Source organism: Affinirhizobium straminoryzae, assembly GCF_007004135.1.
GTDB lineage: Bacteria > Pseudomonadota > Alphaproteobacteria > Rhizobiales > Rhizobiaceae > Neorhizobium > Neorhizobium straminoryzae.
The window spans coordinates 16,043-36,464 of the sequence record NZ_VJMG01000062.1 but is presented as its reverse complement, the minus strand read 5'-3'; the positions used below and the strand labels follow the sequence as shown (position 1 = coordinate 36,464).

Annotated in this window: 25 protein-coding genes; 13 read left to right on the top strand and 12 right to left on the bottom strand. The window is 65.3% G+C overall.

Annotated elements, in window-relative coordinates:
* The 3 genes from FNA46_RS19565 to FNA46_RS19555 all read right to left on the bottom strand — a co-directional run bounded on the left by FNA46_RS19565 (nucleotide 1) and on the right by FNA46_RS19555 (nucleotide 1,577).
* Entirely contained in the window at nucleotides 1–312 is a 312-nt protein-coding gene (locus tag FNA46_RS19565; protein ID WP_143126892.1) for a type II toxin-antitoxin system HigB family toxin, read from the bottom strand.
* A 72-nt stretch (nucleotides 313–384) separates the two neighbouring features.
* Nucleotides 385–972 (bottom strand): YqaA family protein, encoded by a 588-nt coding sequence (locus tag FNA46_RS19560; protein ID WP_143126891.1) that lies wholly within the window; start codon nucleotides 970–972, stop codon nucleotides 385–387.
* Nucleotides 973–1,082: 110 nt separating this feature from the next.
* A complete protein-coding gene (locus FNA46_RS19555) occupies nucleotides 1,083–1,577 on the bottom strand; it encodes a MarR family winged helix-turn-helix transcriptional regulator (protein WP_143126890.1) in 495 nt (164 codons plus the stop codon).
* Between the two features lie 169 nt (nucleotides 1,578–1,746).
* On the opposite strand from FNA46_RS19555, the gene FNA46_RS19550 reads away from it, so the two are divergent.
* From FNA46_RS19550 to FNA46_RS19540, 3 genes are all read left to right on the top strand, one after another.
* Nucleotides 1,747–2,169 (top strand): organic hydroperoxide resistance protein, encoded by a 423-nt coding sequence (locus tag FNA46_RS19550; RefSeq protein WP_143126889.1) that lies wholly within the window; start codon nucleotides 1,747–1,749, stop codon nucleotides 2,167–2,169.
* Between the two features lie 115 nt (nucleotides 2,170–2,284).
* Complete coding sequence (locus FNA46_RS19545) at nucleotides 2,285–2,668, top strand: MbcA/ParS/Xre antitoxin family protein (RefSeq protein ID WP_143126888.1); 384 nt, start codon at nucleotides 2,285–2,287, stop codon at nucleotides 2,666–2,668.
* Nucleotides 2,628–3,413 carry an RES family NAD+ phosphorylase gene (locus FNA46_RS19540; protein ID WP_143126887.1) on the top strand — a complete coding sequence of 262 codons (786 nt, stop codon included), beginning with the start codon at nucleotides 2,628–2,630 and terminating at the stop codon, nucleotides 3,411–3,413. Before FNA46_RS19545 ends, FNA46_RS19540 begins: the two co-directional genes overlap by 41 nt.
* Here FNA46_RS19540 and FNA46_RS19535 read toward each other — a convergent pair.
* Entirely contained in the window at nucleotides 3,385–3,831 is a 447-nt protein-coding gene (locus FNA46_RS19535) for a MarR family winged helix-turn-helix transcriptional regulator (RefSeq protein WP_143126886.1), read from the bottom strand. The genes FNA46_RS19540 and FNA46_RS19535 overlap by 29 nt on opposite strands.
* Before the next feature lie 74 nt (nucleotides 3,832–3,905).
* On the opposite strand from FNA46_RS19535, the gene FNA46_RS19530 reads away from it, so the two are divergent.
* The 3 genes from FNA46_RS19530 to FNA46_RS19520 all read left to right on the top strand — a co-directional run bounded on the left by FNA46_RS19530 (nucleotide 3,906) and on the right by FNA46_RS19520 (nucleotide 6,049).
* On the top strand, nucleotides 3,906–4,634 hold the full coding sequence (locus FNA46_RS19530) for a DUF899 domain-containing protein (RefSeq protein ID WP_143126903.1): 729 nt from the start codon (nucleotides 3,906–3,908) through the stop codon (nucleotides 4,632–4,634).
* Between the two features lie 56 nt (nucleotides 4,635–4,690).
* Nucleotides 4,691–5,158: a DUF1579 domain-containing protein gene (locus tag FNA46_RS19525; RefSeq protein WP_143126902.1), complete on the top strand. Its 468-nt coding sequence runs from the start codon at nucleotides 4,691–4,693 to the stop codon at nucleotides 5,156–5,158.
* A 96-nt stretch (nucleotides 5,159–5,254) separates the two neighbouring features.
* Entirely contained in the window at nucleotides 5,255–6,049 is a 795-nt protein-coding gene (locus FNA46_RS19520; RefSeq protein ID WP_143126885.1) for a VOC family protein, read from the top strand.
* A gap of 18 nt (nucleotides 6,050–6,067) precedes the next feature.
* Here FNA46_RS19520 and FNA46_RS19515 read toward each other — a convergent pair whose 3' ends face one another.
* Complete coding sequence (locus tag FNA46_RS19515; protein ID WP_143126884.1) at nucleotides 6,068–7,423, bottom strand: MFS transporter; 1,356 nt, start codon at nucleotides 7,421–7,423, stop codon at nucleotides 6,068–6,070.
* A 59-nt stretch (nucleotides 7,424–7,482) separates the two neighbouring features.
* On the opposite strand from FNA46_RS19515, the gene soxR reads away from it, so the two are divergent.
* The 4 genes from soxR to FNA46_RS19495 all read left to right on the top strand — a co-directional run bounded on the left by soxR (nucleotide 7,483) and on the right by FNA46_RS19495 (nucleotide 9,792).
* Nucleotides 7,483–7,953 (top strand): redox-sensitive transcriptional activator SoxR, encoded by a 471-nt coding sequence (gene soxR / locus FNA46_RS19510; RefSeq protein ID WP_143126883.1) that lies wholly within the window; start codon nucleotides 7,483–7,485, stop codon nucleotides 7,951–7,953.
* 63 nt (nucleotides 7,954–8,016) lie between these two features.
* A complete protein-coding gene (locus FNA46_RS19505; protein ID WP_143126882.1) occupies nucleotides 8,017–8,373 on the top strand; it encodes an HNH endonuclease signature motif containing protein in 357 nt (118 codons plus the stop codon).
* Nucleotides 8,374–8,494: 121 nt separating this feature from the next.
* Complete coding sequence (locus FNA46_RS19500) at nucleotides 8,495–9,436, top strand: aminoglycoside phosphotransferase family protein (protein WP_143126881.1); 942 nt, start codon at nucleotides 8,495–8,497, stop codon at nucleotides 9,434–9,436.
* A 53-nt stretch (nucleotides 9,437–9,489) separates the two neighbouring features.
* Nucleotides 9,490–9,792: an alkylphosphonate utilization protein gene (locus FNA46_RS19495; protein ID WP_143126880.1), complete on the top strand. Its 303-nt coding sequence runs from the start codon at nucleotides 9,490–9,492 to the stop codon at nucleotides 9,790–9,792.
* A gap of 54 nt (nucleotides 9,793–9,846) precedes the next feature.
* Here the strand turns inward: FNA46_RS19495 and FNA46_RS26155 are convergent, their stop codons facing one another.
* Complete coding sequence (locus tag FNA46_RS26155) at nucleotides 9,847–9,987, bottom strand: hypothetical protein (RefSeq protein ID WP_185969918.1); 141 nt, start codon at nucleotides 9,985–9,987, stop codon at nucleotides 9,847–9,849.
* 129 nt (nucleotides 9,988–10,116) lie between these two features.
* A complete protein-coding gene (locus FNA46_RS19490; RefSeq protein WP_143126879.1) occupies nucleotides 10,117–10,860 on the bottom strand; it encodes an SDR family NAD(P)-dependent oxidoreductase in 744 nt (247 codons plus the stop codon).
* A gap of 88 nt (nucleotides 10,861–10,948) precedes the next feature.
* Here FNA46_RS19490 and FNA46_RS19485 point away from each other — a divergent pair, with 88 nt between their 5' ends.
* Nucleotides 10,949–11,503, top strand: coding sequence for a TetR/AcrR family transcriptional regulator (locus FNA46_RS19485; RefSeq protein ID WP_143126878.1), 555 nt, complete (start codon nucleotides 10,949–10,951; stop codon nucleotides 11,501–11,503).
* Nucleotides 11,504–11,631: 128 nt separating this feature from the next.
* Here FNA46_RS19485 and FNA46_RS19480 read toward each other — a convergent pair whose 3' ends face one another.
* Entirely contained in the window at nucleotides 11,632–13,242 is a 1,611-nt protein-coding gene (locus FNA46_RS19480) for a helicase HerA-like C-terminal domain-containing protein (protein ID WP_143126877.1), read from the bottom strand.
* Between the two features lie 224 nt (nucleotides 13,243–13,466).
* Between FNA46_RS19480 and FNA46_RS19475 the strand changes: the two genes are divergently transcribed.
* Nucleotides 13,467–13,856, top strand: a complete 390-nt coding sequence (locus FNA46_RS19475; RefSeq protein WP_143126876.1) for a hypothetical protein — start codon at nucleotides 13,467–13,469, stop codon at nucleotides 13,854–13,856.
* A 271-nt stretch (nucleotides 13,857–14,127) separates the two neighbouring features.
* Complete coding sequence (locus FNA46_RS19470) at nucleotides 14,128–15,480, top strand: serine hydrolase (protein WP_425468786.1); 1,353 nt, start codon at nucleotides 14,128–14,130, stop codon at nucleotides 15,478–15,480.
* A gap of 165 nt (nucleotides 15,481–15,645) precedes the next feature.
* On the opposite strand, the gene FNA46_RS19465 is transcribed toward FNA46_RS19470, so the two are convergent.
* The 4 genes from FNA46_RS19465 to FNA46_RS19450 form a co-directional block, all read right to left on the bottom strand.
* Entirely contained in the window at nucleotides 15,646–16,374 is a 729-nt protein-coding gene (locus FNA46_RS19465) for a L,D-transpeptidase (protein ID WP_143126874.1), read from the bottom strand.
* 157 nt (nucleotides 16,375–16,531) lie between these two features.
* Nucleotides 16,532–17,350 carry a L,D-transpeptidase gene (locus FNA46_RS19460; RefSeq protein WP_143126873.1) on the bottom strand — a complete coding sequence of 273 codons (819 nt, stop codon included), beginning with the start codon at nucleotides 17,348–17,350 and terminating at the stop codon, nucleotides 16,532–16,534.
* A gap of 88 nt (nucleotides 17,351–17,438) precedes the next feature.
* Nucleotides 17,439–18,356 (bottom strand): alpha/beta hydrolase family protein, encoded by a 918-nt coding sequence (locus FNA46_RS19455; RefSeq protein ID WP_143126872.1) that lies wholly within the window; start codon nucleotides 18,354–18,356, stop codon nucleotides 17,439–17,441.
* Nucleotides 18,357–18,676: 320 nt separating this feature from the next.
* Entirely contained in the window at nucleotides 18,677–20,350 is a 1,674-nt protein-coding gene (locus tag FNA46_RS19450; RefSeq protein WP_143126871.1) for a cisplatin damage response ATP-dependent DNA ligase, read from the bottom strand.
* Nucleotides 20,351–20,422: the final 72 nt, after the last annotated feature.

Below are 20,422 nucleotides of genomic sequence, written 5' to 3'. Positions count from 1 at the left end.
TTACAGCGCTCGAACGTCGATGCGGTCATAGTCCGCATGGGTGCCGACAAAGAGAATGAAGATACGTTTCGTTCGGTAGGCCACCAGACCGACGATCCGATACTTGTTGCCGCCGATATCGAAGACCACCTTGCCATTGCCCACATAATCGGCCGAATTGAAGGTTCGTTTCAGGTCATCGAAATTGCCCCAAAGGGCATCCGAGGCCGTTGTGAACCATTGCGTCATCGCGGCCTCTGCGGCCCGTTGCGGCTCGCCCTTCGGCTGCTTTTGCCAGAAACGCACCAGCGCCGCCTTCGCAATGACATTCATCCCGACCGCGCCACCCGTGAGCCAAGACCAGCCCTACAATTCCCAATCTGGAAACGGCCGTCAAGACCCTTTTCAATGCCGCAGCATATAGACCGCATAGACGCCGATCAGGGCGGCGGCGGCGATGGCGGTGATCAGCTTCAGGCGCTTCTCGATGAAATGGCGCATGTCCTCGCCATAGGTGTTGAGCAGCCAGGCCAGCGCGAAGAAGCGGGCGCCGCGGGCGATGATGGCCGACAGGATGAACAGGCCGAGATTGAAGTTGGCGACGCCGGACAGGATCGTCACCACCTTGATCGGCGGCAGATGCGCCACGCCCGAGGTGACGAGCAGCAGCAGGATCGTCTTCCAGTCGACGGCGGCGGCAAGGCTGTCGAACGTGTCGAGCTTGCCGTAAAACACCAGCACCGGCTTTGCCACCGCCTCGAAGGCATAATGGCCGATGGCCCAGCCGAGAATGCCGCCGAGCACGGAGGCCGTGGTGGCGATCGCCGCATAGACATAGGCGCGGCGCGGACGCGCCAGCACCATGGGAATGAACAGCACATCGGCCGGCACGAGGAAGAAGGAGCTTTCCACGAAGGCGATGATGGCCAGCCACCAGGCCGCAGCCTTGCGCGCGGCGAGCGCCATGGTCCAGGCGTAAAGAGTGCGAAGCATCGGCAATAAATCCCCAGATGGAAACGATCAGGTCATGCAAAAGCTGTACGCAGCCATGACTGCAGAACCGGGGATAGCCGTCGCCTGCCGCATGCGCAAGGTCCTGCCGGTCACGCCGGAGCGGAATCGAGCCGCTCGCCGGCCTCCACCAGCCGCAGCCTGAGATCCTGCAGCCGGTCGCGCAGGGACACGATCTCGTCCAGTCCGCAGCCGGTGGCGCCGGCAATGGCGGACGTGACGCCGGCCGCATCAGCCTCAAGCGCCCTGCCCTTTTGCGTCAGCGTGATGTTGACCTGACGCTCGTCGCTTCGGGCGCGGGTGCGGGTCACGAGGCCCGCCTGCTCCAACCGCTTCAGGAGCGGCGAGAGCGTGCCGGAATCGAGCCCCAGCGCTTCGCCAAGCCCCTTCACCGGCTGGCCATCCTTTTCCCAGAGGCTGATCATCACCAGATATTGCGGATAAGTGAGGCCAAGCGGCTCCAGAAGCGGCTTGTAGGCGCGCGAAAAGGCATGCGCTGCGCCATAGAGCGCAAAACACAGCATCTGGTCCAGGCGGATCGTTTCGCCGGCTTGATCGTTGTCTGGAATGGCGGATCCTGATTTCATCGCACATCGTCCTATTTTTTCCATTGTCGCAGGCTTGACGCCGGACTTCAATGCGCATAAATGTATTGCACGCAATTGAATTGCGCAATATTAAATTCAGGCCGCTTCAATCTCGGCCATTCGCAGACACCCGAAGACGTCAACAGAACCGCAACCCAAGGAGACGATCATGGCCATTCTCTACACCACCAAGGCATCTGCCACCGGCGGCCGCGCCGGCCGCGCCCATTCCGAAAACGGCGTCCTCGACGTCACGCTGACGGTTCCGAAGGAACTGGGCGGCGACGGCGCTACCGGCACCAACCCCGAGCAGCTGTTTGCGGCCGGCTATTCCGCCTGCTTCCTCGGTGCCCTGAAATTCGTGGCCGGCCAGGCCAAGGTGAAGATCCCGGAAGATACCACGGTCACCGCCACCGTCGGCATCGGCCCGCGCGATGACGGCACCGGCTTCGGCATCGAGGTCTCGCTGCTGGTCAACATCCCCGGCCTCGACAAGGCCCAGGCCGAAGACCTGGTCGCCAAGGCCCATATCGTGTGCCCCTACAGCCACGCCATGCGCACCTCGACCGAAGTTCCGGTCTCGGTTGCCTGATCCCTCGGATCCCATATCCATCCCCCGGACGGGGACGAAACGGAAGGGTCGCGCAAGCGGCCCTTTCATTTAATGGATTTCATGCTATATTCTTTCACATGAAAGGATAGTACCCATGAACCTGCAACTCCCCGCCCGCCCCGATCGCGCTTCCGAAAGCGCCGTGGTCAGCAAGGCCGTGCTGAGCGCAGCCGACCGGCTCAACCTCAACGGCCGCACGCTGGGTGGCATTCTCGGTCTTTCGGAAGCCTCCGTCTCTCGCCTCAAGCGCGGCGACCTCAGGCTTTCGCCGGGCGAGAAGAGTTTCGAACTCGCACTTCTCTTCATCCGCCTGTTCCGCTCGCTCGATGCCATCACCGGCGGCGACGAGACGGTGGCGAAGGCATGGCTGCGCAACGAGAATACCGCGCTCGGCAGCGCTCCCCTGGAAAAGATCGTCACCATTGCAGGTCTCATCGATGTCCTTGCCTATCTGGACGCCCGCCGCGCTCTTGTCTGAGATCGTGCCCGTTCGCGGCGCGTTCTGGCGGCTGGTGGAGGCGCAGCATCAGGTTTCGACCATGAAGCTGGTGGAGACGAGCGAGGAACAGGCACTGCTGGAAAGCCTGCTGGACGAGACCAAGCCGCAACTGCCGCCCGAGGCGCGCGGGCTGGATTACCTGCTCGCCACCCCCTTCCGTTATGGCGCGGTCTATCCGCACGGCTCCCGCTTTCGCCAGGCCGGCCGCACGCCGGGCGTGTTCTATGCCGCCGCCAGCGTGACCACCGCCGTTGCCGAAATGGCCTTCTACCGTCTGCTGTTCTACACGGAATCGCCTGCCACGCAGCTTCCCGCCAGCCCGGCGGATTACACGGCCTTTGCCGCCCGGATCGCGACCGAGCGCGGGCTCGACCTCAGCCGGGAGCCGTTCGCGCGCGACCGCGCGGCCCTTGAGCATCCGACCGATTACGCGGCCTGCCAGACGCTGGCGGAGACGGCAAGGGCGACCGAGATCGATGCGATCCTCTATCGCTCGATCCGCGACCCGGGGCGCGGCATGAACATCGCGCTTCTGAATGCCGGCGCCTTTGCCCATCGGGAACCGACGGAACGCCAGAGCTGGCGCATCCACCTCTCGACCGGGCACGTGCAGGCGCTGTGCGATTTCCCGCGCGTTCGGCTCGGTTTTTCGCTGGCGGATTTTGCCGCCGACCCGCGCATTGCGGCGCGATATGCTACCGGATCGCCGCCAGATCGGACCTGAGACGGGCGGGGCCGCCCTCGCCCAGCAGATCGTCGACCAGCGCATGGGTATCGCGCCAGATCGGCACGGCGCGCGAAAGAAGCGCCCTGCCCTCCGGCGTCAGTTGCAGCAGGCGGCTGCGGGCATCCTTCGGGTCGGCAAGGCTTTCCAGCAGTCCGCGCCGTTCAAGCGGCTTCAGCGCCGCCGTCAGCGTGGTGCGATCCATGTCCAGCACCTGCGCAACGGAACCCATGGTGGCGGGTTGCGGCCGGTTCAGCGACATCAGCAGCGAGAACTGGCCATTGGTGAGACCGAGCGGCCTCAACGCGGTATCGAAGCGTCGGGCCAGCGCCCGGGCCGCACGCTGCACATGCAGGCACAGACAGGTATCCCGGACTTCAAGCGTAACCGAAAAGGGAATCACATTTTCATTTGACATGACTTATATACGTTGATATCAACCTAATTGTCAAGATCGTAGCCATCGGGAGGATGAAGATGGTCGTGAATGGGATGGAGCATGCCGTGGTGTCGCGGGAGGAATGGCTTGCAGCCCGCCAGGCGCTGCTCGTCCAGGAAAAGGAAATGACGCGGCTGCGCGATCAGGTGAACCGCGCGCGGCTGGCCCTGCCCTGGGTCAAGGTGGAGAAGGATTATCGCTTCCACACTCCATCAGGCGAGCAATCACTGGCCGACCTGTTCGATGGCCGCAGCCAGCTCATCACCTACCATTTCATGTTCGGCCCCGACTGGGAGGCCGGCTGCCCCGGCTGCTCCTTCCTCGCCGACCATCTGGACGGCACGCTGCCGCATCTCAACCATCATGATGTGACGCTTGTCTGCGTGTCGCGCGCGCCGCTCGACAAGATCGAGGCCTACAAGCGCCGCATGGGCTGGCGCTTTCCCTGGGTCTCCTCCTTCGGCAGCGATTTCAACTTCGATTTCGGCGTGTCCTTCACGCCATCGCAGCTGGCGGAGGGCTCCGTCTTCTACAATTTCCGCGACACGCCGAGCGACAAGGCGCATGACGAACTGCCCGGCCAGTCCGCCTTCTTCAGGGACGGGCAGAACCAGATCTTCCACACCTATTCCTCCTATGCCCGCGGCGGCGAGGAGATGCTGGCAACGATGATGATCCTTGATCAGGCGCCGCTCGGACGCAACGAAAAGGGCACGATGGATTTCATCCGCCGCCACGACGAATACGAGGATCAGCCAAAGGCCGGTGGCTGCTGCCACTGAGCGCAGCCCACACACCGGGGACACGAGGCGCCAACGGGAGGAGAACGCCCATGGACATGCCCATGCCGCAGCCGCGTGCCGAGCACACTTTCCTGCAGAAACTGGTCGGTCGCTGGCAGGTTTCCGCAGCAGAAATGAGCGATGGCAGCGACTGGATCGAGGAGGTGCGCTCGCTCTCCGGCCTCTGGTTCGTGGCGGAAGGTCGCGGCAACATGCCGGACGGCACGCCCGCCACCACGCTGCTGACGCTCGGCCACAACAGCGCGACCGGCCGCTATCTCGGCAGCTGGATCGGCACGATGATGGAGCATATGTGGGTCTATGACGGGGAGCTTTCCGAGGATGGCTCCACGCTCAGCCTCTACACGACGGGCCCGAGCTTTTCCGATCCGGCCGTCACACAGCGATATCGCGAGCAGATCATCCTGACCGGCGAGAACAGCCGCATCTTCACCTCCAGCGCCGCACAGCCGGATGGCGGCTGGCACAGTTTCATGCGTGCCGACTACCGGCGCCTCGCCTGACCTGACGGCATCGCACGCGTCTTCGTGCCCGAACGCGGATGGCCTTGCGCTATCCCTCAGGGCGACCCGCAACCTCATCGAACAAGGACCCCGCCCATGCCCTCTCCCACCCACGGCACCTTCATCTGGTGCGAGCTGATGACCAGCGACATGGACAAGGCCGCCGCCTTCTACACCGCCGTGACCGGCTGGACGACGAAGACCATGCCGATGCCCGGCATGGAGGGCGAAGACTACGGAATCTTCGACACCCGCGCCGGTGACGCGGATTGTGGCGTGGCGGGCTACATGGTCATTCCGCCGGATATGGAGGGCCAGGTGCCGCCGAACTGGACGGGCTATGTCGGCGTCGACGACGTGGACGAGACGGTCCGGACATTCGAGGCCGAGGGTGGGTCGGTGATGAAGCCGCCCTTCGACGTTCCGGGCGTCGGGCGCATGGCGGTGGTGGCCGATCCGCACGGCGCGGTTCTGTGCATCATGACGCCGCTGCCGATGGACAATCCGCCACCGATGGCAGCCCCCGGCAGCCCCGGCACCTTCGGCTGGAACGAGCTTTATGCCAATGACGGGCGCGAGGCGCTCGCCTTCTACGAAAAGCTGTTCGGCTGGAGGCTGGATCACGCCATGCCGATGGGCGAGATGGGCGATTACCTGATCTTTGCCCATCACGGCCGGCCGATCGGCGGCATGATGACGCGGCCGCAAAGCGTGCCGGTCGCCTGCTGGTCCTACTATATCACCGTCGCCTCGATCAGCGCAGCCATCGAGCGGATCAAGGCCGGCGGCGGAACGGTGGTGTTCGGCCCGCAGGAGGTGCCGGGCGGCAGCCAGATCGTGCAGGCCACAGACCCGCAGGGCGCCTATTTCGCGCTGGTGGGCGCAGCCTGAGCACCGCCCTTTACCCGATCACGGTCCGGCGCCCGGCGGCTTCAGCCGCACGCCGCGCGCCGCGACAAGCGAAACGGCTGCCATCAGCATGGTGACGCCCCAAAGGGCAAAGATCTGCGGCGCCGGCGGTTCTTCCGCAAGCCGCGCCGGCAGGTTGAACAGCGGGCCGATGCCGCCGAGAAAGCTGGCGCCGATCACATAGCCGCCGGTTTCCACCGACGGCAGCAGCGCGCTCGTCGTCATGCGGTGTTCGGGATCGGCATCCTCGATGATCGCCTGGCTGGCGCTGCCGAACACCATGGCAAAGGCTGCGCCGTTCAGCGCCTGCCCGGCCAGCACCAGCGGCAGCAGGCCGAAATAGAGACCGTTCGCCACCAGCGCCGCCCCCAGCACCTGCGACAGCGGGCCGATGCGCAGGATGGCCTGCCGCCGTTCGACTGTGCGGATGCCGCCGATCGGGATCGCCGTGACGCTCCAGCTCAGCGAGAGCGTGATCAGCACCAGCCCCACCTCGACCGGCGAGAGCTGCAGGCGGTGATGCAGCGTATAGGCGAGGAAGACGGTGGACACGCACTGGCCGCCCGTCATCAGCAACAGCAGCCAGCTGCCGCGCCCGACAGTGGAGGAGAAACCGAACAGCCGCGGCGGCAGCAGGCGATGCGGCACGAGCGGTGCCTTTGCCCGCCCGTCCCGTGGCAGCGCAAAGGGCATGGCGAGGAAGAACAGCGCCAGAAGCGGCAGGCTGACCGCAAAGGCCGGCCGCCAGCCGAGATGCTGAACCACCAGCCCGCCGGCAAAGGGGCCGAGGATCGCCGCCATGGCCCAGACCACGGCCTCGGTGGAAAAGACGCGTGGCACCAGGCGCGAGGGGAAGAGATCGGCAATCAGCGTGTAGCAGAGCGCCACGATCCAGCCATCCGCCAGCCCCTGCACGGCCCGGCCGACCAGAAGCAGCGGCGCGGAGGGGGCGGAGACCTGCAGCAGAATGCCCGCGCAATAGAGAAGCCCGGCCAGCATCAGGGCCCGGCGCGCGCCAAACCGGCGGCGCAGCGGCGCAGCCGACAGGCCGCCGGCAATCACCAGCGTGAAGAAGGCCGCATAGATCAAGGGCAGCAGCGTCACGCCGCCGAGCGCCTCCATGGCGAGCGGCAGCACCGGGGCAATCGCCACCTCGTTGAAGGCATGCAGGCCGATGCCGGCGGACACCGCCATCAGCCGCAACCCATAGGGTGCGGCAAGCAGCGCCGGCCAGCCGGTGGCGGTGTCCGCAGATTCGGGCCGTTCCGCGACAGCCGTCGGCGCGTCATCCGCCGCCGCGCTCGGCGCTGTCCTTTCGTCCGCCATCTGCTTTGCTCCTCCCGACATCTGATCCATGACCCTCTCCGATCCTTTTCATCTTTTCTCGACCGGAGAGAGCCTGTAGAACCTCGAGCATGGTTGAGGTCAAGGCACAATCGGCAGGACGTGCCGTGCGGCGCGAGCTTTCGGTGGGCGAGGTGGCGCGGCGCGCGGGCGTTGCCGTCTCCGCCCTGCATTTCTACGAGGCGGAAGGGCTGATCCGCAGCCAGCGCACGCCGAGCGGCCACCGGCGCTACGGCCGCGACGTGCTGCGCCGCATCGCGGTGATCCGCGTGGCACAGGCCGCCGGCCTCAGCCTCCGGGAGATCGAACAGGCCTTTGCCACCCTGCCCGAGGCCCGCACGCCGACGGCAAAGGACTGGGCGAGACTGTCCGCCGGCTGGCGCGACCTGCTCTCCGAGCGCATCCGCCAGTTGACCCGCCTGCGCGACGACCTGACCGGCTGCATCGGCTGTGGCTGCCTGTCGCTCGACCAGTGCCCGCTGCGCAACGCCGCCGACCGGCTGGGCGAAGACGGCGCGGGCGCGCGGCTTTTGGTGGAATAGCCCCTTCCCCCGCCGTCTGTGCAAGCCTATCTTTTCCGAAAAAGGCTCCGCACCGGAACGGGCATGGCACGCAAGCATCGGGAAAAGATCGCACCCTGGTATCAGCCGCCGGCGGCAGAGATCTGCCCCTTGTGCGGACGCGAGATCCCGGAGGACCAGCGGGACCTGCATCATCTGGTGCCGAAGAGCCGCGGCGGGCGCGTCACCCAGGCGCTGCACCGCATCTGCCACAAGCAGATCCATGCGCTCTTCTCCGAGGCCGAGCTTGAGACGACCTATTCCACGGTCGAGGCGCTGCTTACCCATCCCGACATGACCAAATTCGTCGCGTGGGTGTCCCGCAAGCCGCCGGGCTTTCAGGATGGCGCGCATCGTGCCAGGCGGCGGCGCGAGATGCAAAAAACCCCCGACCGCTGGTAGCGCTTCCCGGCTGCGGCAACCGGCGTCATCAAACGGCAAAGGGGAAGGGGTAAGCGAGCCGGGAATGGCCATGCGTCGCGACCTGGACGGGGCCAACAGGCAGGCAGGGGACAAGAGCAGGATGGCTGAAAAGGACAAGACCGGCGACGACCGGCTGCGCATTCCGGTGGAAACGGCAGCGGCGCTGGTGGCGGCGCAGTTTCCGCAATGGGCAGATCTCCCCGTGCGCCCGGTCGACGTCAACGGCTGGGACAATTGCACCTTCCGTCTGGGCGATGCGATGAAGATCCGCATGCCGACCGCCATCCGCTATGCCGCGCAGGGCGAGAAGGAGGCCCGCTGGCTGCCGCATATCGCAGCCCATCTGCCGGAAAGCGTCGCGCGCGAGCTGCCGGTGCCGCTGGCAATCGGCCGGCCGGGCGAAGACTATCCCTTTCCCTGGGTGGTCCAGAGCTTCATTCCCGGAAAAAGCGTTGCGGCCTCGTCCGCCGTCGACCGCACGGCGCTGGCCGGGGACCTTGCCGACTGGCTGCTCGCACTGCACCGGGTGCCGGTCTCCGATGCACCGCCCGCCGGACCGCACAATTTCTTCCGTGGCGGCGATCTTTCCGTCTATGACGGCGAAACGCAGGCCTGCCTGACGCGCTGCGCCGGGCGCTACGACCGGGCAACCGCTGCCGCCCTGTGGCAGGCGGCCCTGTCCTCCCGCTGGCAGCAGGCGCCCGTCTTCGTGCATGGCGATGTCTCGGCCGGCAATCTTCTGCTGCGCGATGGAAAACTGGCCGCCGTGATCGATTTCGGCTGCCTCGGCACCGGCGATCCCGCCTCGGACCTGATGATGACCTGGACCTTCTTTGCCGGCGAAAGCCGCGCGCTGTTTCGCAGCCGCATCGGCCTTGATGCGGCAACCTTTGCCCGCGCCCGTGGCTGGGCGCTGTGGAAGGCGCTGCTGGCGCTCGACAAGCCGGATACGGACGATGGCGCAGCCCATCAGGGCGCACTGCTCGTCATCGACACGCTTTTGGCGGAACATCGGGCGGCCGAGCATGGCGCACCGCTTTGACTTCCGGGCCGGCAAGGCCTATGGCGCCTGAAACACCAGCAAGGAAGAACGCCATGAGCGCCGATGACGACGAATACATCTATGACGAAGCGAGCGGCGAATGGCGCCCGGCCTCCGAGCTGAAGGCCGAAGCGGCCAAGGCTTCCGAAGTGCGCGATGCCTCCGGCAATGTGCTGGCGGATGGCGATTCCGTCGTGCTGATCAAGGACCTCAAGGTGAAGGGCGCCGGCCAGACCCTGAAACAGGGCACCGTCATCCGCTCGATCCGCCTGACCGACAACCCGGAAGAAATCGACTGCCGGCACGACACCATCAAGGGGCTGGTGCTGCGCACGGAATTCGTGCGCAAGCGGTAAGTTTCTTGCGGCAAGGCGCGCCGCCCTTGCGGCGCGTCTGCCTTCTGCGGGCGGTTACGACCCGCTGGTTTCGTTCTTCTTCTTTTCCTGATCGTGATGCCACTTGATGGCATAGAACATGCCCACGCCCAGCACGAGAATCTTCAAGGGGAAGAAGACGTAAGGGAACCAGTCCCAGATATCGGATGTATTCACGGGCGTACTCGATCTTGTCTATTGTCAAGCAGCACTAGCGCCAAACGACGGCCGACGACATCGGCCATGTTGACGCAGAGGCCATCCTCGCGGTGGACATCAGGGGCCCCACCCGGCCCGTGCCGCTCCTCAGACGGCCACGAAGCCGCCATCGACCAGCAGTTCCTCGCCGCCCACGAAGCTGCTGTCCTGCGAGGCGAGGAACAGAACCGCCCTGGCGATCTCGTCCGGTTCGCCGAGCCGTCCGAACGGAATCATCTGCTTCATCCAGTCCTCGAGGCCGGCATTGTTCTGGAGATAGATCTGCATGGCCGGCGTCAGCGCCATGCCGGCGGACACGGTGTTGACACGAATGCCACGGCTCTTGAGATCGGTCGTCCAGGTGCGGGCGAAGGAGCGGATCGCGGCCTTGGTCGCGCTGTAGACGGACAGGCTGGGGAAGCCCTTGCTGCCGGCCCCGGACCCGGCCAGCACCACGGCACCGCCGGCCGACATCAGCGGCAGAGCCTTTTGCACGGTAAAGATCGTTCCCTTGACGTTGATGGCGAACAGGCGGTCAATGTGATCCTCATCGATGGCGCCAATCGGTGCGGATTCCGAGACGCCGGCATTGGCGAACACCACGTCCACCCGCCCGTGATCCTGCTGGATTGCGGCGTAGAGCCGGTCGAGATCGGCGGGATTGCTGACATCGCCCTGCACGCCGACGGCACCCTGGCCGATATCCCCAAGCGCCGCGTCGAGACGATCCTGCCGGCGCCCCGTGACGTAGACATGCGCGCCTTCCGCCGCAAATGCTCGGGCCGTTGCCAGACCGATCCCATCCGTGCCGCCGGTGATTACCACCACCTTGTTTTCAAATCGCTTCGTCATGCCTGTCTCGCTTCCGTTTTAAGTGGAGGGTTGCTCCACTTTATATGTGGAGATATCCTCCACTTGCAAGTGACGAGGAGAGGCATTTTTGACGGACGAAACCCCTTTGCGCGCCGATGCGAAACTCAACAGGGAGCGGATCCTGGCCGCCGCCGAGGACGTGTTTCTGGAGCGCGGCGCCGGCGTGTCGCTGGACGATGTCGCCCGGCGCGCCGGCGTCGGGATCGGCACGCTCTATCGCCGCTTTCCGACGCGCGAGGACCTGCTGGCGGCGGCCTATAGCGCACGTTTCGAGGCCTGTGCGGAGACGAGCCGCGCCAGATCGGCCACGCTCGACCCTGCAAGCGCGCTTAGCGCCTATCTCGAAGACCTGGTCCGCTATTCGAACGTCTATCGCGGCTTTGCCGCTTCTCTGGGAACGGTTCTCCAGATCGGAACACCGGGATGTCTCGCCACCAGCACGGAAGGTATCCGGCTTTTGCAGCGAGCGCAGACGGAGGGCGCCGTTCGGCCGGATGTCCGCTTCAACGATCTCGTCTGCGTCGCGACCGCCATCTCGCTTGCCACCGAACAGGACCGGTCAGGACCGGAGCAGATCGCGCATCTGGTGGATGTTTTCATGAACGGGATCGTTCGGCGCTGAGACGCTGAAACGAGGATGACCGGAGGCGAAGACGGCGCGGACGCGACCGAAAGGGGGGCGTCATCGCCGTCCATGCCCGGGATTGGCGCCCGACAAACGGAGGGGGCCGTTTCGCCCGAAAGCCGCCCCTACCGCTTCAGGCTTCCCAGGATCCCCCGCACCAGCGCGCGGCCGAGCTGGTTGGCGACCTGGCTTGCGACGGAGCGGGCGGCGCTTTTCATCGCGGCTTCCAGCACGGTTTCGCGCTGATAGCCGGTGGAACGGGTGCCGCGCGGACTGCGTTGCCGTTCCGCGGCCTCCTCCTCTGCGGGATCGAAGCCCGGCAGTTTCCAGCGGCCAGCGGCTGTATCGGACGGTTGCGTATCACGGGAGCTTCCCCAGGGGGACGCTGAGGGTTCCGGGTTCGACGCGGTGGCGGGCGTAGCATCGACGGATTTTCCGGCGCGGGCCATGAGAATCTCGAAGGCGGATTCGCGGTCGAGATCGGTATCGTAGTGACCGGCGACCGGGCTTTGCGCCATCACCTGACGACGCTCCTCGTCCGAGAGCGGGCCGATGCGGGCGGCGGGCGGGCGGATCAGCGTGCGCTCCACTACCGAGGGCGCGCCCTTGCCTTCGAGGGTTGACACCAGCGCCTCGCCGGTCGCCAGCAGCGTGATCGCCTCCTCCGTGCGAAAGTCGGGATTGGGGCGAAAGGTTTCGGCAGCGGTTCTCACCGCCTTCTGCTCGCGCGGGCTATAGGCGCGCAGCGCGTGCTGCACCCGGTTGCCAAGCTGGGCGAGCACCGTTTCCGGCACGTCGAGCGGGTTCTGGGTGATGAAATAGATGCCGACACCCTTGGAGCGGATGAGGCGCACCACCTGCTCCACCCGCTCCAGCAGCACCTTCGGCGCCTCGGAAAACAGAAGATGCGCCTCGTCGAAGAAGAAGACGAGTTTCGGTTTTTCGGGATCGCCGACTTCCGGCAGCGCCTCGAACAGTTCGGACAGCAGCCAGAGCAGGAAGGTGGCGTAGAGACGGGGATTCATCATCAGCCGGTCGGCTGCCAGCACGGAAATCACGCCGCGCCCGTCGGGGGCCGTGCGCATGATGTCGGTGATTTGAAGCGCCGGCTCGCCAAAGAAATGCTCGGCCCCCTGCTCCTCCAGCACCAGCAGGCCGCGCTGCAGCGCGCCGATCGAGGCCTTGGAGACGAAGCCAAAACGCTCGGAAATCGCGGCCGCCTGCCCGGCCATGTAGGTCAGCAGCGCCTGCAGGTCCTTGAGGTCGAGCAACGGCAGGCCGCCCTCGTCGGCAATCTTGAAGGCGACGTTCAGCACGCCCTCCTGCGCCTCCGTCGCATCCATCAGCCGGGCGAGAAGCAGTGGCCCCATCTCGGCAATGGTGGCGCGCACCCGGTGACCCTTCTCGCCATAGAGATCCCAGAAGATCACCGGGAAGGCGGCATTGTCATAGTCTGCAAAGCGGATCTCCTCCGCCCGCTTCAGCAGAAAATCCTTCGGCTCTCCCAGGGCGGCGATGCCGGAGAGATCACCCTTGATGTCGGAGCAGAACACCGGCACGCCGGCCGCGGAAAAGCCTTCCGCCAGCATCTGCAGCGTCACCGTCTTGCCAGTGCCGGTGGCGCCGGTGACGAGACCGTGCCGGTTGGCGAGCGACAGCTGCAGATATTCCGGCTTCTTCAGCCGGTCGTCCGGGTGGCGGCTTGCGCCGATGAAGAGCTTTCCCGCCTCGTGCATTGAACAGGTCTCCCTTGTCATCCCGTGTCTTTTGATGTCCCTGTGCTGATGTATAGGATGTGGCGCGCCGTCGGGCAACGCGGCCCCGGCGACAGGCGCCGCAAGCGCCCCGTTGCCTCCTCTTCCTTCGCCATCCGTGCGACCGCCAGAGGTCGCAGACGGCTTGCATCGCACCGGGGTTTTATTTACCTTGACGTTAACGTCAAAAACCTGAGGAGAGTTTGATGAACGAGCTGGTCACCCGCGTGGCGGACAATGTGGGCATTGCGCCGGATACTGCGGAAAAGGCCGTGGGCATGATGCTGGGCTTTCTGCAGCGCGAGGCCGATGACGGCGCCGTCGCCCGCATGATCGAGGCGATTCCCGGCGCGCCCGAACTGGTGGCGAAATTCAACGGCGAAGGCACAGGTGGCGGCGGCCTGCTCGGCGGCCTGATGTCGGCCTTCGGCGGTGGCGTGATGGCGCTCGGCCAGCAGCTGATGTCGCTCGGTCTCGGCATGGGTGAAATCACCGCGCTTGCCCGCGAAACCATTGCCGTTGCCCGCGAACATGCCGGCTCCGAGACCGTGGACGAGGTGGTCAATTCGGTTCCGGGCCTGTCGCAGTTCGTCTGAGCCATGCAGGCGGCCACGTGACTGTGGCCGCGCAAGGCTGATCGGGGCGGCGGAGCGGATGCCGCCGCCCGAGTCGCGCAGGTCAAAAGAGACGGCGCCGGGCTGCCTAGCGGCAAAAGCCGGCGCGCTGCATCATCGCGGCACAGGCTGCGGCGCGACCTTCACCCTTCGTTAAGTCTGTCAACATTCTCTAAAATTCGAACGACTTTGTTGCCGCAAAGCGGCCTTATGCATGGCATTCTTCATCCGAACGGGGACCGGAATGACGAAGATCGCGCAGGCTTTTTCGATACTGATGGGAATGGCGGCGCTTCTGCTCGGCCTTGCGGCAGCACCGGCACAGGCCGGTTACGCGCATTTCGTCATGGACGCCAATACCGGCCGGGTACTGGCGGCGGAAAATGCCGATGTGCTGAACCATCCGGCCTCGCTCACCAAGATGATGACGCTCTACATGACCTTCGAGGCGCTGCGCGACGGGCGCCTTTCCTGGGACCAGAAGATCGTCATGTCGCGCAATGGCGCAAGCACCATTCCCTTCAAGCTCGGCATTCCCGCCGGCCAGACCTATACGGTGCGCGAAGCCGTCTACGGCATGGCGGTCAAATCCGCCAATGACGTCGCCGAAGGCATCGGCGACCACCTCTACGGCTCGGAGGAAAAATTCGGTCAGGCGATGACGCGCAAGGCGCGCCAGCTCGGCATGAGCCGCACCACCTTCCGCAACGGCTCCGGCCTGCCCGACAGCCGGCAGGTGACGACCGCGCGCGACATGGCGACGCTGGGCCTTGCCCTGATGCGCGACTTTCCGAAGGAATACCGCATCTTCGCCACCCGTTCCTTCACGTTCCGCGGCCGGACCATCAGCGGTCACAATCACCTGATGTACCGCTATCGCGGCATGGACGGCATCAAGACGGGCTACATCAACGCCAGCGGCTTCAACATCGTCAGCGCGGTCAACGAGGATGGCAAGCGGGTCATCGGCGTGGTGATGGGCGGACGCACGGCGCGGGCCCGTGATGACCGCATGGCAGCCCTTCTGGACGCCGCCATGCCACGCGCCGGCATCGGCCGTGGCGCAGCCCCCGCCGCCGTCGCGCAAAGCATCGACCTGCCGGAACGCGGCGTGCCGCAACCGGTAGAGCCGCGCCGACACGATCCGGTCGCCCGCAAGCTCGCGGCGCTCGAAAGCCGCAACAGCGATCTCGCCTATGCCGCCCCGGCGACACCTGCCGCACCGATCGTGGCCGCACCGATCGTGGCCGAGCCGGTCGCCATGGAGGATGCCCCCACCGTCTCCGCACCGACGCCGCGGGCCGCCATTCCCCATCAACCGCCGGCTAACATGCCCTTCGCCATGGCCAGCAATGACGGCTGGGCGGTGCAGATTGCGGCAACGCCGAGCGAGTCGGAGGCGATTTCCCTGCTGTCGCGTGCCATGCCGACGCTCGATCGTCGTTTCAACGGCATCACGCCCTATACGCAGACAGTCGGCAGCGCGTCCGGTCCGCTGCACCGCGCCCGCTTCTCCGGCTTCCAGAACCGCGCCGCCGCGCAATCCGCCTGCAAGGCGCTGACAGCCAGCCGCTTCGCCTGCACCGTGGTGCAGGGCGACGGCTAAAGCACGTCCGAGCCAAAAGTGCGTCAGCGGTTTTGCGTCCGGACTGCGTGAAAACAAAGAGACAGAGCATTTCAGGGGATCCGGTTTTCACCGGAAATGCTCAAAAAAAGGCGCCCCATGAAGCCATGGGGCGCCTTTCGCATGTCAAACGTCAAACCCTCGGTGTTACTGCCAGACGACGATACGGGCCTTCTGCGGCACGCGCTCGTAAAGGTCGATGATGTCCTGGTTCATCAGGCGCACGCAGCCGGAGGAGACGGCCTTGCCGATGGAATTCCATTCCGGCGAACCGTGCAGACGGTAGAGCGTGTCCTGGCCGTTCTTGAAGATGTAGAGCGCACGCGCGCCAAGCGGGTTCATCAGGCCCGGCTGCATGCCGCCATTGGCCGAGGAATAGCGCACGAGTTCCGGCTGGCGGGCCACCATTTCATCCGGCGGCGTCCACTTCGGCCACTTCTGGCGCCATTGGATGACGCCCTCGCCCTGCCAGGCAAAGCCCTGGCGACCGATGCCGACACCGTAGCGCATGGCGGTGCCGCCGGGCTCGACCAGATAGAGATGGCGCGAGGCCGTATCGACGACGACGGTGCCCGGCGGCTGGCCGGTCGGGTCCATCACGCGCTGTCGATAGAAGCGCGGGTCGATCTGCCAGTAGGGAACGGCCGGAATGACGAAACCGCCATCCACCGTCTCGCCATAAATGGCGTCGAGTTCCGGCGAACGACCGCGCATCGGCGGCGACGGCACGAAGGGAAGCCCTGCATCACCATCGCGATAGGTGATGTTGAGACCGGCGGGACCCGGCCGGGAGGAGGCGCAACTGGCAAGCGTGGAGGCAGTGCCGACGGCCAGGAGACTGAGCAGACGGCGGCGGCTGAAAAGATCAGTGGTCATGGGAGCGGAAAAACTTCTTCACTGGAACGGCGGGAACACGAACGGAAATCAACGAATGATGGGCACGATTGTTCCATTAAATATGGCTTAAACAAGTAAAGGGCGCCGCAATTCGGCGCCCGTTCCTCTGAATGCGGCAGGTCTCGTGCAGGTGTGATCAGATCACCACAATCGGCGTGCGGGCCGGGACACGGTCGAAGAGGTCGATCACGTCCTGGTTCAGCATGCGCACGCAGCCCGAGGACGTTGCCTTGCCGACCGATTGCCAGTCCGGCGTGCCGTGCACGCGGTAGAGGGTGTCCTTGCCATCCTTGTAGATGTAGAGCGCGCGGGCGCCGAGCGGATTGTTGAGGCCCGGCATGGCACCCCCCTCGGCTGCGGAAAACTTCGCCAGTTCCGGCTGCCGGTCCACCATCTCCTGCGGCGGGGTCCAGCGCGGCCACTTCGCCTTCCACTGGATCACGCCGCGACCCGACCAGGCAAAGCCGTCGCGACCGATGCCGACGCCGTAGCGCAGCGCCTTTCCGTTGGCCTCTACCAGATAAAGGAAACGGGCCTTGGTATCCACGATGATGGTGCCGGGCGCCTCGGTGGTCGGATAATCCACCTCCTGGCGCAGATAGCGCTGGTCGATGCGGGAATAGGGAATGGCCGGCAGGGTGTGGCCATCATCCTGCATGCTGGCATAATAGGTGCGGAAGGCCGGATTGCTGATCGGCACGCCATAGGTCTGGTGGAACTGCGTCTGGTAGAGATCGCGCTTCTGCGGGATCGGCTGCTGCTTGCGCACCGGCAGAGGCTGCGGCTGGCTGGCGCCGGCCATGTTGTAGAAGACCGGCGCCGTCTCCTGCACGAAGACGTCCGGGTTCATGCGGCTGGTATCGGTCACCAGAATGCAGCCGGAAAGGCCTGTGGCAACGGCAATCAGGCAGAGGGGCGCAGACAGGCGCGCGAAGATCTGGGCAGTGCGGGACATGGCGGGTCTTCCGGCAGATGGCGTCGTGCCGGACTGTGCCGCTTCAGGCTGGCGCGAGGCTTTCGCACCAGCCTGCAGACCACGATCATCAGGCGCCGTAGCTGCGGAAGAAGCGGATGCTTTCCGCAACCGCACCGGGCACCATGGCATTATGGCTGCCGGGCAGCAGGCGGTGATCGATGGAAACGCCCACGGCCCGGGCGCGATCGATGGTCAGCTGGTGATTGCGGTCGAAGGGACGCTCTTCCGTGCCGCGCAGGAGAAGCGTCGGGCATTTCAGGCTGTGACCGAAGCAGACGGAGGAGCGCATGACGAACTCTTCCGCATTGCGGTCATCAAAGGGCATGTCGTCGCTGTAGCGGGAGAAATAGCGCCACGCATCGACACCGGCGGACATCGGCACGGCGGCGCGGAAACGGCGTGTCATGGCTGCCAGCAGCGCCAGCGTGCCACCATTGCTGTGGCCGGCCAGGAACAGGCGCTCGCGATCGACGCCCGGCAGGTTCTCGAGATATTCGGCAGCGGCCAGCGCGTCGGAGGTCTCGTCATAGAAACCGGAATAATAGCCCATCTGGCCGTTTTCACCGCGAAACGACGGCAGCATCACCACGAAACCCGCCTCGACATAGGGCTTCATCAGCTGCCAGTGGCCATCGCCGGTGGCATTGCCACCGTGGAGGAAGAGAACCGCGGGCTTCAGCTCCCTGGAGGGGGCATGCTCGGAAACCCAGGCGATCAGTTCCAGTTCCTTCTGCTCACCGCTGCGATAGAGCACGCGCGTCGCACCGGCCGGCGTACCGAGCGGCGGCGCAAGCTCCGGAGAGGGGCCGCGCCGCAACAGACGGGTCTGGAAATGCTTGCGCGCTTCTGCGTAATCGCGCCGCTCCTGCGGCGGGTCTTCCGGAACGGGAAAGGGTGGCGGCTCGGCAGCCTGAACCCCACCGGCAACAGGGCTGACGGAGGCGACGGCAAGACCGGCAAGCATCGAACGGCGGGATAACAGCATGAATGGGACCGCGTTTGTTGATGACAGCAAAAGCTAGCACTGCCGGCGGCGCCGACAAGCCCCCGTCCGGTGTCCACCCCAGTGTCACACGACCATCCCGAAGCCGTGATCAGGCGTTTCGCCGCCGGCGGAGCCGGCTTTGCCGCGCTGCCGCCAGCCGTCTGACCCGAAACGGAACAGAGACCAGCCGATTCAACACGCAATCACACCTTGCAGTCACGCAGAATTGAATGCTGCAAGCGAACAGGATCGGCGGCCGTGATCGGCCGTACGCGGCGCAGAGCCACCACGACGGGTCAATCGCAGGGCTTGCGTCGCACTCACGCCGGCCCCTCCCCGGCCTCGCCGGCCCTCTGGTCGATCCTCTGGTCGATCAGGGCGATGAGCGTCGAGAGGCGGTCGGCATCGCGCGGCAGCTTGTCAGGCCGAAGCCTTGCAATGCGGGGAAAGCGCATCGCAACGCCCGACTTGTGACGCGTCGAGCGGTTGATCCCCTCGAAGGCCACTTCCAGCACGAAGCCGAAGCCCGGTTCGGCGCGCACCGCCCGCACCGGCCCGAACCGCTCCACCGTATTGTCGCGCACGAACTTGTCGAGGGTCTCCAGTTCCGCATCGGTGAAGCCGAAATAGGCCTTGCCGACCGGCACCAGCATCTCGCCGTCGGGACCTTCCGCCCATACGCCGAAGGTGAAATCGGAATAATAGCTGGAGCGCTTGCCGTGGCCGCGCTGCGCATACATCATCACCGCATCGACGTTGAAGGGTTCGCGCTTCCACTTGAACCACGGCCCTTTCAGGCGCCCCGCCTGATAGGCGCTGTCCCGCCGCTTGATCATCACCCCTTCGATGACCGGATCGGGCGGTGACAGCCGCAGCGCATCAAGTTCCTGCCAGTCTGCGAAGGGCACCAGCGGCGACAGGTCGAAGCGGTCGTGCGGGGCCCTGTCGATCAGGTCCTCCAGCCGCGCGCGCCGCTCCAGGTAGGTCCTGGCGCGCCGGTCGTCGTCGCCTTCGAACAAGAGGTCATAGGCGCGCACGAAGGCCGGATAATCCTGCACCAGCCTTGCATTCACCGTCTTGCGGTTCAGCCGCTGCTGCAAGTCGGAAAAGCTGCGGGTGGCGCTGTTCGACCGGGCCGTGCCGCCGACCAGCAATTCGCCATCGATGACGCCTTCGAAGCCGATCGCGTCGATCACATCGGGAAAGGCACCGGAAATATCGTCGCCGGAGCGCGAATAGAGTTTTCGCGTGGCTCCGAAGGAGGAGATCTGCACGCGGATGCCATCCCATTTCCATTCCGCCGCATAATCCCGAGGGTCGAGCCTGTCGAGATCCCCCGCCTCGACCGGATTGGCGAGCATGACCGAGTGGAAAATGGCCGGCGTTGCCAGCACCGGCTTCTCCGCCCGCCCCTCCAGCCAGGCAAACAGCGGCTGATAGGGTGGCGCCAGCCCGTGCCAGAGCGTTTCGATCTCGGTGACGTCCCTGCCCTCTCCAGCGGGGCCGCTCATCTCCGAAAGCGCCTGCTTGGCAAGGCGGGCCGAAACGCCAATGCGCAGGCCGCCGGTCGCAAGCTTCAGGAAGGCAAAGCGGCTCGAGTGATCGAGATGATCGAGCAGCTCACGCACGGCGGCACGCACCTCCGTGCGGCCGAGACTGTTCATGCGCGTGACGACCTCGCCGAGCCGCGGCTGGCTTTCCGCCGCCACCCGCTCCTTCGCCCCGCCATCCCAGATCAGCGCGATGGTTTCGGCAAGATCGCCGACATAGTCATAGGAATACTGGAAGAGGACGGGATCCAGCCGCTCCAGCGCCAGTTCCTTGAGGAGCGCCGGCTTGATGCCCTTCAGATCGAGCGTGCCGGCGAGCGCCGCCAGCCCATAGCCACGGTCGGGATCGGGCGTGGTGCGGAAATAATCGACGAGCAGCGTCAGCTTGCCGTTGCGCGACGGGGTGAGCACGAGACGATCGAGGAGTGTGGCGAAGGCTTTCATGCCTGCCTCCGGGCGGGAATCGCTCTCGGCAGGAGAGGTTGGTTGTCTTGAGCATATTGCCCCGGCGATAGT